The following is a 12861-nucleotide window of genomic DNA, read 5'->3' on the forward strand; positions in this document are numbered from 1 at the left end:
TCGCACCCGTCGCGTTCGGGGAATCGTCGGCGTGATTTCAGTCTCGATTAACCATGTTCTGTCACGCTTCACCGCAGCGATCGAGAATCGGCGCGCGGCTGGCCGCGCCACGGTCGCGCTGGATGATGCGATGACGGACGGTGCGGCCGGGGAAAGCGGGAACGCGGTCGTCGCCATCGTGGCGGCGCGAACACCGGCCCCCCTCGTCCTCGCGCTGCACGGCCTGTCCTGCAGCGCCTGCATCGTGCCGGTTTCGGGGCAGACCGCCGACGAACTCGCCGCGCATGCCCCCGACGTGATCGTGGTCGAGGCCGAACCCGGCCGCTTCGACGCCGCGGCCCTGATCCGCGTCCTGCGGGCGCAGGAGACCCTGGCGCGCACGCCCATCCTTCTCGTCGCCGCGGGCGAGGCCCGGAGCCTGCGCCGGATCGGCCGCGAGGCCGGCGCCACCGACGTGCTCGCCAAGCCCTTCGACGCGCTGGAATTGCGCGAACGGGTCGGCGTGCTCGCCGAATTGTCGCTCGCGCGCCGGGAGAACGACCGTCAGGCGGTCGCCATGCAGCGCGACGCGGCCCGCGCGGTGGCCGATGCCGCCTCCCGCGAGCGCGAGATCATCCGCCGCCTGATGCTCGCGGCGGAATTCCGGGACGATCAGGCCGGCGACCACCTCACCCGCGTGGCCGGCTGCGTCATCGCGGTGGCCGAGGGGCTCGGCCTGACCTCGGCGGAGGCCGACGACGTGGCCTTGGCCTCGACCATGCACGACATCGGCAAGATCGGCGTGCCCGACCACATCCTGATGAAGGCGGGCCCGCTCACGCCGGAGGAGTGGGACGAGATGCGCCAGCACGCCCTGCGCGGCTACCACATGCTGCACGACAGCCCCTCGCGCCTCCTCCAGATCGCCGCCGAGATCGCCCTGACCCATCACGAGCGCTGGGACGGCACCGGCTATCCCCGCGGCCTCAAGGGCGAGGAGATCCCCCGCGCCGGCCGGATCGTGGCCGTGGCCGACGTGTTCGACGCGCTGATCTCACAGCGCAGCTACAAGCCGGCCTGGCCCCTGGAGAAGGCCCGCGCCCATCTCGAGTCCGAGGCGGGCCGGCATTTCGATCCGGCCTGCGTGGCTGCCTTCCTCTCCCGCTGGGACGACATCGTCGCCCTCGTTCAGGAGCGGGCGGCGTAAGGAGCCGCCCGGGGCGCCGTCTGACATTTCGCTGACAGCCGCCGTCAGGCGCCCGCAGCCCGCCGGGTGGGATCGAGAGCCCGTCGCCACCTGCAAGCGGGAGCCGCTCCATGAACACGCACAAGACTCTGATCGCCGCCCTGATGTCTGGCGCCCTGATCGCCGGCACCGCCGCACCGGCCCTGGCGGGCGGACCTGTCAAGGACGCGATGCCGATCGACCAAGTGCTGCAGAAACTGTCCGAGGCCGGCTACACGGACGTGCGCAGCATCGAGGCGGATGACGGCGTCTGGAAGGCCAAGGCCAGCCGCGACGGCCGCAGCGTCAAGGTCTCGGTCGATCCGCAGAGCGGCGCCGTCGCGGAGAAGGGCGCCCGCGCGCACGACGACGATTGAGGGCGAGGATGGAGGGAGCGGCGTTGCGCGAGGCCTGGACTCCGGGCCCCGGGCCTCGCGCAACGCCGCTGCGCGGTGCGGGTAGTGGTCGGGACGCCTTCCAGGCGCTAGAAGCGCTGCTTGATTCCGATCCGGCCGCTTGCCGGTCCGAAGGCGCGCCTCCCTTGCCATTTCCGACACTGCCCTCCCCCCTCGCCCGGGCGCTCACCGAGCGCAACTATGCCGAGCCGACCCCCGTCCAGCAGGCGGTGCTCGACGCCGCCCCCGAGCGCGACCTGCTCGTCTCGGCCCAGACCGGTTCGGGCAAGACCGTCGCTTTCGGTCTGGCCGTCGCCGGCACCCTGCTCGGGCCTGACGAGACCCTGCCGCCCCCGGGCGCCCCTCTGGCGCTGGTCATCGCGCCGACCCGCGAGCTGGCGCTGCAGGTGCAGCGGGAGCTGACCTGGCTCTACGCGCAGACGAATGCCCGCGTCGTGCCTTGCGTCGGCGGAATGGACCCGCGCCGCGAGGCCCGGGCGCTGGAGGCCGGCACGCACATCGTCGTCGGCACGCCGGGGCGCCTGCGCGACCATCTGGAGCGCGGCCGGCTCGTCACCGAGGGCCTGCGCGCCGTCGTCCTCGACGAGGCCGACGAGATGCTCGACATGGGGTTTCGCGAGGATCTCGAGTTCATCCTGGCGGCGACTCCGGCGGAGCGGCGCACGCTGCTGTTCTCGGCGACCCTGCCCAAGGCCATCGTGATGCTGGCCGAGCGCTACCAGCGCGACGCCCTGCGCCTGGCCGTGGTCGGCGAGACTCGCGGCCATGCCGACATCGTCTACCGTGCCGTGCGGGTGATGCCCCGCGAGATCGAGCACGCCGTCGTCAACGTGCTGCGCTACGTCGATGCCCCGGTCTCGATCGTGTTCTGCAACACCCGTGACGGGGTGCGCCATCTCCAGGCCTCGCTGACCGAGCGCGGCTTCTCGGCGGTCGCGCTCTCGGGCGAACTCGGCCAGGGCGAGCGCAACGCCGCGCTCCAGGCCCTGCGCGACGGGCGCGCCCGCGTCTGCGTCGCCACGGACGTGGCCGCCCGCGGCATCGACCTGCCGGGCCTCGATCTCGTCATCCACGCCGACCTGCCCCACGACGCCGAGGTGATGCAGCACCGCTCCGGCCGCACCGGCCGCGCCGGCCGCAAGGGCACCAGCGTCGTGCTGGTGCCGGCCTCCAAGCGGCGGCGGGCCGAGCAGATGTTCGCCATCGCCAAGGTGAGCCCCGATTGGAGCGGGCCGCCCAACGCCGACGAGATCCGCGTGCTCGACCGCGAGCGGATGATGTCCGATCCCCTGCTCTCCGAACCGGAGACGGAGGAGGAGCGCGAGTGGGAGCGGGACTGGGCCGAGGCGCTGATGGAGCGCTTTCCGCCCGAGCGCCTCGCCGCGGCCTTCGCCCGCCTCTACCGCTCGCGCATCCCCGTGCCCGAGGAGGTGACCGATCCGGCCTACGACGTGAGCCGGCGCCCGGAATCCCGCGGCAGCGTGCCGGTCGGAGCGCCGCGGGTCGGCGAGGACGAGCCGGCGACGTGGTTCCGGCTCAATCTCGGCCGGCGCGACCGGGTCGAGCCGCGCCGCCTGCTGCCGATGCTGACCCGGCGGGGGCAGATCGGCCGCGGCGATATCGGCGCGATCCGGATCTCCGACCGGGAGACGGCCTTCGAGGTGCGCACCAGCGCCGCGGAAGATTTTGCCGCCGCCTTCGCCCGGCGCGGTCCGCCCGATGTCCGCGTCGAGCGGATGCAGGGCGAGGGACCGGCGCAGAAGGTTCAGAAGAGCCCCCGCGCCCAGCGCCATCGCCGCGAGGCCGGCAAGGCGCAGCAGAACGGCTGATCCGAAGATCGTTTCAAAGGAGGCCCGGCGCATCGGCGCCGCGGCAGCGCGACCCATTCGAAGCCTCCGATCCCGCCGGACCGGAGGCTTTCGCCTGTCATACCGTTCTCCGATCGAACGCTTCGGATGTTGCGAGGCCCCGTCATCGCGAGCGTCAGCGAAGCGATCCAGGGCGCGACATCCCCGGAGGGGCTACGGCCTGGATTGCTTCGGCTTCGCCTCGCAAAGACGAAGGAAGATCCCGAAGCGACCATCCGGAAACGGTATCATGCGCTCCGGTTGATGAATTCGGCATCCCCCGCTTCCTGGCGAGGTGCAAGCCATGGTGGGGTTGGAAAGAACCCCAGGGCGATCGACCGGAACGCGCCGCGAGCCGCTACTTGTCGCCGAGCAGGCCGCTCACGGCCGCGTCCCAGCCCTCGCGGATCTGACGGCCGCCGGGAATCTTCACGCCGAGCAATTCCGGCTCGTCCGACGCCTCGCGTGCGGCGGGCGGGCTGGCGGCCGGAGCCTGAGCCGAGGCGGTCTGCGTCGGCTTCGCCTCGGGCGCGCGGGCGCGGGCCGGCGCCACGGTCTTGCGGGCAGCTTCGGCCTTGATGGCCTCGGACTTGATGGCTTCGGGCTTGCTCGCTTCGGCCTTCCCGCGCTCCGGCTTCGCCGCCTCGGTCCGGGCCGTCTCCGGCTTCGTCGCCGGCAGGGAGACGAATTTGGCGGGTTGCTCCGCCTTGGCGCGCACGGTCTCCGACCGGGTCGGCGGGAGTGGCACCGCAACCTTCGCCGGGGAGACGGAGGCCGTCGTCCGGGCGGCGGGCGGAACCGTCTGGACCGGCTCGATCGGCAGAGCCGCCGGGCCGGGCGGGACGGAGGCGGGTGCCGCCTGGACCGATGCCGCCTGGACCGGCGCAGGCGCCGCGATCGCTGCGGGCGGCGGCTCGGCCGCGGGCAGGCTCGCCCGGCGCAATTCCGGCGGCGGCTCGGCGGAAGCGGTGGCCAGGGCCGGGACGCCGTCCTTCAGGTCGGGCCATTGCGAGGCGACAGGGGCGACCGGCGCGCTCCGGACGGGCCGAGCCCGCGGATCGGCCAGATCGGAGAAGAACGAGAAGGCGCCCGCGGCGAAGGCGAGCACGGCGACGCCCCCGCCGCCGATGGCGGCGATGGTGCGCATCCGCGGTCGAGCGGAAGCCTTGCTCCCGCCTCGGCGGGCCTCTGACGGGTGGATTGCCACCGACATGCGGTCGGCCTCTTGCACGTTGTACCCCTGCAACAACACGGCCTCGGCATTGCGGCGGCAAGATGTCCGACGGTTACCCCACAGTGTTGGGCCGTCGGCTACGCTTGCGCATCTGTCTGAAAACCGGTCGCGACATCGCGTCGTTGATTCGCGGTATCCCGGTTCCAAGTGTCCCGCGGATCCAGATCAGACCAGCGATCTATAAGCCCCCGGCGTTTAACGGAGCGTTGAGGACGCAGCGGGCACGCCGCGACCCGGCCGGGCAATCATAAGAAAACATCAATCATAAGAAAAACATCAGTGTGCCCTGCGACCCCGTGCTGCGGTGGCGGCATGGACTTTCGTCCGGGGATCGGTCACGGTGATCATGTGCCGAATTCGTAGAAATCTGAGCGTTTTATCCGATGTCGGCTTGCCGAACAGTCCCGGATCGGGCCTGCCCGCGACGCCGCCGTCGGGCGGCGGCCTGACCGATCGCGAGGGCCCGTGCCGAACCCCGCCGCGACGCATTCCGCGCTTTCCCCCACGATGACGCGACCCGCACACGGATCGGCGCCCGAGGAGGCGGCTGCCCCCGCGCGGCCGCCCGTGCCGTTCTGGGCCGGCTGGCCGACGCGCACCCGCCTGATCCTGGCGGTGCTCGCCATCGACATCGTCGCGGCTCTGGTCTCATGCGGCGTCATCGTGGTCACCGCGCGCAACGCCGTGCAGGTCGAGATGGCGGCGAGCCTCGCCACGGTCGAACCGCTGGTGGCCGACACGATCCGCTCCCTGCGCAGCCCCAGCCCCGACAGCGTGCTCCACACCCTGGACCTCCGCTTCCAGGCCCTGCGCCACGTGCGCGTGACCATCCTCGATGCCGAGGGACGGCGGATCGGCTTCGGCCCGTCGGAGAGCGGGCGGGAGGCGCGGCGGGCCCCGCGCTGGTTCGTCCGCCTGATCGCCCCCGAGCCGCACCAGCACGACCTGCCGATCATGGTCCGGGGCGAGCGGATCGGGACCGCGGCGATCACGACCCAGCCGCTCGACGAGATCGAGGAGGTCTGGGGCTATGCCCGCTCCCTGGCTCTCGCGAGCCTGATCCTCAACCTCGCGGTCCTGGCCGCGCTTTTCCTGGCGCTCGGGCGCATCCTGCGGCCTCTGGAAAGCCTCGCCGACGGGCTGACCCGGCTGGAGCGCCACGACTATACCGCCCATCTCGACCCGCCGGCCTCCCGCGAACTGGCGGTGATCGCCGAGCGCTTCAACCGCGTGGCCGGCGCGCTCTCCGAGGCCCGAGCCGCCAAGAGCCGGCTCAACCGGCAGCTGCTCACCGCCCAGGACGACGAGCGCGCCCGCATCGCCCTCGAACTTCACGACGAGTTCGGCCCCTGCCTGTTCGCGCTGGAGGCCAACGCGGCTTCCGTCTCGCGGCTCGCCGCCAGTTCCGGCCCGGTCGACCGCGACCGTCTCGCCGCGCGGGCCGGCGACATCGGCGGCATCGTCGGCCAGCTCCAGGGCCTCAACCGCGACCTGTTGAACCGCCTGCGCCCCCACGCCCTGGGCGAGGTCCCGCTCCGGGATTGCCTCGCCCTGCTCCTGCGCGATTTCGGCCGGCGCCACCCCGACACCGCCTTCGAAGGACATTTCGAGGAGCTCGCCCGCGGCTACGGCGACATCGTCGATCTCACCGTGTTCCGCTGCATCCAAGAGAGCAGCACCAACGCCGTGCGTCACGGCGCGGCTCGGCACGTGCGGGTCGAGGCGGTCGAGGAAGACGGCGCGGCCGGGACGCTCCTGCGGGTGAGCATCCGCGACGACGGCAAGGGCATCACCCCCGGCCACCGGATCGGCCTCGGCCTGTCCGGGATGCGCGAGCGCGTCGAGGCCCTGGGCGGTCAGTTCAACCTGGAGAAGGGCTCTCTTGACAACGCTCCGTCGGGAACCGTTGTCCGGATCAGCATACCGATCGATCCCGAGCGCGACGAGGACGAGGCTTCGGCCCCGCCGCCCGCGCCGCAACTCAAGTGATGCGTGTACGATGAACGCGCCGATCAGCAATCCCATGTCCCGAGCCGCCGCGAGCAAGGGGGCCGCCGGCCCCGTCCTGGTCATCGACGACCACCCCATCGTCCTGCAGGGCTGCCGCCGCGTGCTGGAGGATGCCGGGATCGAGACCGTGGTGGAGGCGACCGGCGTCGTTTCCGGCTACCGCGCCTTCCACCGCCTGCGCCCGCCGGTCGTGATCTGCGACCTCACCTTCCAGGGCAGCGGCCTCGCGGGCCTCGCCCTGATCCGGCGCATGCGCGGGATCGAGCCCGAGACGCGCGTGCTCGTCTTCTCGATGCACAACGATCCCGTCATCGTCTCGCGGGCGCTGGAGGCCGGGGCTTTGGGCTACGTGCTCAAGGACCATGCCTCGAACGAGCTGTTCCAGGCCTTCGAGCGGGTGCGTGCGGGCGAGGTCTTCCTCGACCGGCGGCTTGCCACCGAGGTCGCGATGCTGCGCGCCGACCCGCGCCGCACGCCGGAGACGCAGCTCACGCCCCGCGAGCAGCAGATCCTCGCCCGCCTCGCCCAGGGCAAGTCCTACGGCGCCATCGCTGCCGACCTCTCGGTGAGCTACAAGACCGTGACCAACGCCTGCTCGCAGATGCGCCAGAAGCTCAGGGTGCGCACGCTGGCCGAGCTGATCCACGTGGCGGTGACGCAGGCGCAGCGGCAGGGCTGATTTCCCCTCAAACGACGGAGCGCTGTTCTTGGCCGATTTCCCCTCCGCCGGGCGCTTCTCTCGGGAGGCGTGGGCCCGCAACCTCGCGGCCTACGAGACGATCCGCACGATGCCCTTCAACGCGGAGCTCGCCGCGGGCACGCTCAGCCACGAGCGCTTCCGCCGCTACATCGTGCAGGACGCGCATTACCTCATCGGCTTCGGCCGGGCGCTCGCTCTCGCGGCGGCCAAGGCGCCCCATCCCGACCGGATCGTCCAGTTCGCCCGCGGCGCCGAGACCGCGATCGTAGTCGAGCGGGCGCTGCATGGCGGCTTCCTGCGCGACTTCGGCATCGATGCCGAGACCTTCGCGGCCACGCCGCTCTCGCCGGCCTGCGATCACTACGTCGCGTGGTTGATGGCGAGCGCCTACGCCGAGCCCTACGAAGTCGTGCTCGGCGCGCTCCTGCCCTGCTTCTGGATCTATGCCGAGGTCGGCCGCGACATTTTTTCCCGTGCGCGGCCGGACAACCCCTACCGCGCCTGGATCGACACCTATGCCGGCGAGGAGTTCGGCGCGGCGGTGGCGGCGATGATCGCGGCCACCGACGAGGCGGCGGATTCGGCTTCCCCCGCCCTGCTTGGGCGCATGCACGCCGCCTACGCCCACGCCACCCGCCTCGAATACGGCTTCTGGGACGGCGCCTACCGGGATCTGGCCTGGCCGATCTGACATTCCGGGCGACGCGCGTGACAGCTTGGCCGCGTCCTTGCACGGCGATGTTGCGATAGGCCGTTGCACCTGCGACGGTGAGGCGATTGAACGAGAACGAGCGAACAATCCAGTCGCCCTGTGAAGGGCGCAAGCTCGATAGAGGGGGGTGGGGCGGATATGGCGTCAGGCTTGGCGAGTGACCTCTTCCGGATCAAGACGCTCGAACGGCTCAACGCCGACGCCGAGTCCGGCGAGAACAAGCTGGAACGCCATCTCGGCCCCTGGAGCCTGATCGGCCTCGGCATCGGCGCGGTGATCGGGGCCGGCCTGTTCTCGCTGACCGGCATCGCCGCGGCGGAGCATGCGGGCCCGGCGGTGACGCTCTCCTTCGCCATCGCGGCGATCGGCTGCGCGCTCGCGGGCATGTGCTACAGCGAGCTCGCCGGCATGATCCCGGTCGCGGGTTCGGCCTACACCTACACCTACGCCACGATGGGCGAGTTCATCGCCTGGATCATCGGCTGGGATCTGGTGCTGGAATACGCCGTCGGCGCGGCCACCGTCTCGGTCAGCTGGTCGCGCTACGTCACGCGCTTCATGCGGGACACCCTGGGCATCAATCTGCCGGGATCGCTCGTCCACTCGCCCTTCGAGACCTACCAGCTCGCCGACGGCACGATGGCGCACGGCCTCGTCAACGTGCCGGCGATCCTGATCGTCGTGGCGGCCTCCAGCCTGCTCATCGTCGGCATTCGGGAATCGGCCCGGGTCAACGGCGCGGTTGTGATCCTCAAGCTCGCCGTCGTGGCCACCGTGATCGGTGTCGGCCTGTTCTACGTGAAGGCGCAGAACTACGACCCCTTCCTGCCGGCTAACACCGGCACCTTCGGCGAGTACGGCTGGAGCGGCGTGATGCGGGCGGCCGGCGTGGTGTTCTTCGCCTATGTCGGCTTCGACGCGGTCTCGACCGCGGCGCAGGAGGCCAAGAACCCCCAGCGCAACATGATGATCGGCATTCTCGGCTCGCTGGCGATCTGCACGGTGCTCTACATCGCGTTCGCGGGCGTGCTGACCGGCCTCGTCCACTACGACGCCATGCGCGGCGATGCCGCCCCCGTGAACACAGCGATCGCCGCCACACCCTTCCCGTGGCTGAAGAGCCTCGTCACCTTCGGCGTGATCTGCGGCTTCTCGACCGTGATCCTCGTGCTGCTGCTCGGCCAGAGCCGGGTGTTCTACTCCATGTCGAAGGACCGCCTGCTGCCGGCCTTCTTCTCGGCGATCCACCCGAAGTGGAAGACGCCCTACCGCTCGAACCTGTTCTTCATGGTGTTCACGAGCGCGCTCGGCGGCTTCCTGCCGATCTCCCAGCTCGGCCACATGACCAGCATCGGCACGCTGCTCGCCTTCATCCTCGTCTGCGCGGGCGTGGTCATCCTGCGCCGCACCCAGCCCGACGCGCCGCGCGCCTACCGCACGCCGCTGGTGCCCTTCGTGCCGATCCTCGGCGCCCTGTTCTGCCTCGGAATGATGCTTTCGCTCGACGGAGACACCTGGCTGCGTCTCATCATCTGGCTGGCGATCGGCCTCGTGATCTACTTCGCCTGGAGCCGCAAGCACAGCCGCGTCGGCCGCGAGGAGGGCGCGGGCGCGACGACGGCTTTGTGAGGTGACGATGGCGGCTGCCCGCTCCACCGCGGGTGGCCGCCTCATCGGCTATCTGAGAGAAGCGCGGACCTCCCGGATTCGCTTCGGTTCCGCCTTGCGATGACGGGAGGACCGCTCGCACCGTGGTTGCGAGCCGTCGGGCGATGCGGAGCGGGGACGGGAGCCGGTCGCGCGCTGCCGCTCCTCTCGAGGCGCCCTCAGGCCCGACGGGCGAGGGCCAGCACCGGCGGCTCGGCGAGGGGGACGATCGGGCGGCCCACCTCGATCGACTGGCGCTCGCGGGCGATGAAGGCGGTCGGCATCTCGGCCTGCATCTCCGCCTCGACCTTGCGCAGCTGCGCGTCCGAATGGGCGGGGTGCAGGTGGATGATGGCGAGCGCCTTGGCACCCGCGCCCTTGGCCAGTTCCACGCCCTTCTGCCAGGTCGAGTGGCCCCAGCCCTTGCAGCAGGGATACTCGCCTTCGGTGAACATGCCGTCGTAGACGAGCAGGTCGGCGCCCTCGACGAAGCGGCACAGCTCCGGGTCGGGCCAGTTCGCGCCGTGCTCGATGTCGCTGATGATGCAGAGCCGTTTGCCGGCATGGTCGAAGCGGTAGCCGGTCGAGCCCTGGGGATGGTCGAGCAGGATGGTGTCGACCCGGCTCCCGTCGGCGAAGGTCAGCGGCTCGCCGGCGCGGAAGCCGTGATGCTTGAAGGTGCAGGGCAGGACGTCGAGGGTCACGGGGAAGAGCGGCGGCGAGAACAGGCGGTCGAGGGCGCCCTCGGCGCTCGCCCCGTCCAAGTTGCCGCAATAGGTGTGGATCGTGCGCGCGCAATCCATCACCACGGGCTTGAAGAACGGCAGGCCCGCCGTGTGGTCGAGATGCAGGTGGCTGAACAGCAGGTCGATGTCCTGCGGAAGGCTGTCGCGGCAGCCGCGCCCGAGGGCGCCGAGGCCCGAGCCCGCATCGATCACGAAGAGGCGATCCCCGCAACGGATCTCCAGGCACGGCGTATTCCCGCCGAACTCGGCCGTCTCCGGGCCGCTGACCGGCGTCGAGCCGCGGACGCCCCAAAAACGAAGGACGAGGGAGTCGTCCTTGGCTGGATGTGGCAGGGTCATGGATCGGCACCAATGCCCGGCCTCACGCCGGGCGTTCTCGGGTGGCAGCGGCGCCGCCGCGCGCATGTGCGGCGGTCCTTCGGCCCCTCATCGGGCACGGAGTGTACCGCGTTGAGATGGGGGCCCGCCATTCGGGTGCGTGTGCGTGCCCGCACACGCCGTTTCGAACGACTCTCGATCAGCGCTGCGCCACCCGCTCGACCGGAGCCGGCGCGCCGGTGACGTCCGGCGGAGGCAGCGGTCCCTCGATCGCGGCCCGGACGAGGTTCGGCCAGGTCTGTGCGTAGCGCCGGACCGGCTCTGCCATGCGGGGCGCGCCGGCGTAGGGCGGCACGAAGTCGGCGGTGCGGACGGCGAGCGAGGGGCTGTCCGTCCCGATCCAGACGGCCCAGACCGCCTCCGGCACGGGCGGCGGGGGCGGAGCCTTGCGCCGGGCCGGAATCAGGACGACCTCCTGGCCGGCATAGGCCAGCGCCTCGGGCCGGCTGATCTCGCCGACGGGGACGCCCTGGCCGATCCGCGCCGCCCAGAAGGCGTGCTGGCCGCCATCCGAGTAGGTGGTGCGCACGGCGGCCGCGCCCTCGTCCACGAGGGCGGCGATGCGCTGTGTTTCGTCCCGGTGCAGCGAGGCGAAGGCCGCTTCCTTGGCCGGATCGGCTGACGGCGCGAACACGTAGCGCCCGCCCGCGACGTTTACCGTCGGCTCCTCGCCCGTTGCCTCGAAGCGGTCCGAACCTTCCTTGAGCTGGCGCCAGAACGGCATGTTCGGGTCGGTGCGGTGCCGGGCGAGGTTCGCGGCGGTCATCCGGAAGGGAAAGGACTGGAACTGGAATGCCCCTTGTCCGCCGGCAAAGGCCTCGCGGGCGATGGCGAAGAGTTCGCCCGCCACGGCATCCGTCATGGCAAAGCACCCCATGGAAGAGCAAACGCCGTGCACCATCACCGCCGAGCCGGTCGAGCCGTGCGCCCGGTCGTAGGTGTTGGGGTAGCCGATGTCGAAGGAGAGGTAGTAGCGCGAGTTCGGGTTCATCTGGCTCTTGGCCACGGTGTAGAACCCTTCCGGCGTCTGCCGGTCACCGGTCTTGGTCTTCGGGCCGAGTTGCCCCGACCAGCGGCAGATCGGGTAGGTCTTGATCGGCACGTAGCGCCCGGCGGCGTTGCGCTTCCAGAGCTCGATCTCCGATTCCTTCTTGTAGGCCCGCAATACGATCGGCGAGGCGGCGTTCGTGCCGCGCGCGGCCATCAGCGCCAGGGTCGCGGCGGGGATCGGCGCCCGCGCCTTGTCGGCCCGCGCGGCCGGAGCGAGGCCCGCGAGGAGGAGCAGGCCGAGGAGGACGAGCGGCAGGACGCGGAGCGGAGGCCCATTGGGAACGGGACAAGCGGAGGAAGGGAGCATGCATCGTCCCGGTGAGGCCGACGCGCGGCCGGCGACGCCTGCAGGCATCGGCGTGGAGCAGTGTCCGAGCAATAGGGCCGTTTTACGAAAGCGCCGAGACCGGATGGGCTCCCGCTCGCCCGTTATCCTCCCCCCGGCCGTGTCAGGCGGCCTTCTCCTTGCGCCGCCGGCCCGGCCGCGCGAAGACCTTCTTCCTCGGGGGTCGAGCCTCTTCCGGTTCCTGGTTCCGGCCGAGGCCGATCGACTTCGCGAGCGCCGCGCGCTCGGCCGAGTAGTTGGCGGCGACCGTCGGGTAGTCGGCCGGCAGCCCGTAGCGCCGGCGATACCCCTCGATGTCGAGGCCGTGTGCCGCCAAGTGCCGCTTCAGCGTCTTGTAGGGGCGGCCATCGATGAAGGAGATCAGCGCGTCCGGGGTGATCGACCGGCGAATCTGCGAGGGCGTCGCCCTTTCTCTCAGATCCTCGGCTTCGGGATCGGGTAACGCCGACAGGTCGGACAGAGCCGAGTGCACCCGAAGGATGAGGGCCGGCAGATCGACGGACGGCAGCGGATGGCTGGAGACATAGGACGAGACGACGTCGACCGTGAGCCCCTGCAGCGACGTGCCGTG

The 12861-nt window shown here is 71.0% G+C and carries 11 protein-coding genes; 7 read left to right on the forward strand and 4 right to left on the reverse strand.

Going from position 1 to position 12861, the window contains the following annotated elements; all coding sequences use genetic code 11:
* The first annotated feature begins 130 nt into the window (after window positions 1-130).
* The 3 genes from BY998_RS07580 (at window position 131) to BY998_RS07590 (ending at window position 3449) form a co-directional block, all read left to right on the forward strand.
* The gene (locus BY998_RS07580; RefSeq protein ID WP_110351035.1) at window positions 131-1186 is read left to right on the forward strand and encodes an HD domain-containing phosphohydrolase; all 1056 of its coding nucleotides are present in this window, start codon (window positions 131-133) and stop codon (window positions 1184-1186) included.
* Window positions 1187-1296: 110 nt separating this feature from the next.
* Window positions 1297-1581, forward strand: coding sequence for a PepSY domain-containing protein (locus BY998_RS07585; protein ID WP_110351036.1), 285 nt, complete (start codon window positions 1297-1299; stop codon window positions 1579-1581).
* Window positions 1582-1745: 164 nt separating this feature from the next.
* Window positions 1746-3449 carry a DEAD/DEAH box helicase gene (locus tag BY998_RS07590; protein WP_110351037.1) on the forward strand — a complete coding sequence of 568 codons (1704 nt, stop codon included), beginning with the start codon at window positions 1746-1748 and terminating at the stop codon, window positions 3447-3449.
* A 376-nt stretch (window positions 3450-3825) separates the two neighbouring features.
* On the opposite strand, the gene BY998_RS07595 is transcribed toward BY998_RS07590, so the two are convergent.
* On the reverse strand, window positions 3826-4614 hold the full coding sequence (locus tag BY998_RS07595) for a hypothetical protein (RefSeq protein ID WP_348629203.1): 789 nt from the start codon (window positions 4612-4614) through the stop codon (window positions 3826-3828).
* A 552-nt stretch (window positions 4615-5166) separates the two neighbouring features.
* Between BY998_RS07595 and BY998_RS07600 the strand changes: the two genes are divergently transcribed.
* The 4 genes from BY998_RS07600 (at window position 5167) to BY998_RS07615 (ending at window position 9752) form a co-directional block, all read left to right on the forward strand.
* Window positions 5167-6690 carry an ATP-binding protein gene (locus BY998_RS07600; protein ID WP_110351038.1) on the forward strand — a complete coding sequence of 508 codons (1524 nt, stop codon included), beginning with the start codon at window positions 5167-5169 and terminating at the stop codon, window positions 6688-6690.
* Window positions 6691-6700: 10 nt separating this feature from the next.
* Entirely contained in the window at window positions 6701-7390 is a 690-nt protein-coding gene (locus BY998_RS07605; protein WP_110351039.1) for a response regulator transcription factor, read from the forward strand.
* A 28-nt stretch (window positions 7391-7418) separates the two neighbouring features.
* Window positions 7419-8102: a TenA family protein gene (locus BY998_RS07610; protein ID WP_110351040.1), complete on the forward strand. Its 684-nt coding sequence runs from the start codon at window positions 7419-7421 to the stop codon at window positions 8100-8102.
* A gap of 159 nt (window positions 8103-8261) precedes the next feature.
* Entirely contained in the window at window positions 8262-9752 is a 1491-nt protein-coding gene (locus BY998_RS07615; RefSeq protein WP_110351041.1) for an amino acid permease, read from the forward strand.
* Between the two features lie 197 nt (window positions 9753-9949).
* On the opposite strand, the gene BY998_RS07620 is transcribed toward BY998_RS07615, so the two are convergent.
* The 3 genes from BY998_RS07620 to BY998_RS24705 all read right to left on the reverse strand — a co-directional run bounded on the left by BY998_RS07620 (window position 9950) and on the right by BY998_RS24705 (window position 12849).
* Complete coding sequence (locus tag BY998_RS07620; RefSeq protein ID WP_110351042.1) at window positions 9950-10855, reverse strand: MBL fold metallo-hydrolase; 906 nt, start codon at window positions 10853-10855, stop codon at window positions 9950-9952.
* 178 nt (window positions 10856-11033) lie between these two features.
* Window positions 11034-12251 (reverse strand): murein L,D-transpeptidase family protein, encoded by a 1218-nt coding sequence (locus BY998_RS07625; protein ID WP_110351043.1) that lies wholly within the window; start codon window positions 12249-12251, stop codon window positions 11034-11036.
* A 142-nt stretch (window positions 12252-12393) separates the two neighbouring features.
* Window positions 12394-12849 carry a MucR family transcriptional regulator gene (locus tag BY998_RS24705; protein ID WP_245421531.1) on the reverse strand — a complete coding sequence of 152 codons (456 nt, stop codon included), beginning with the start codon at window positions 12847-12849 and terminating at the stop codon, window positions 12394-12396.
* Between the last annotated feature and the right edge of the window lie 12 nt (window positions 12850-12861).

The sequence above is a fragment of the Methylobacterium sp. B4 genome, assembly GCF_003201865.1.
Taxonomy (GTDB): Bacteria; Pseudomonadota; Alphaproteobacteria; order Rhizobiales; family Beijerinckiaceae; genus Methylobacterium.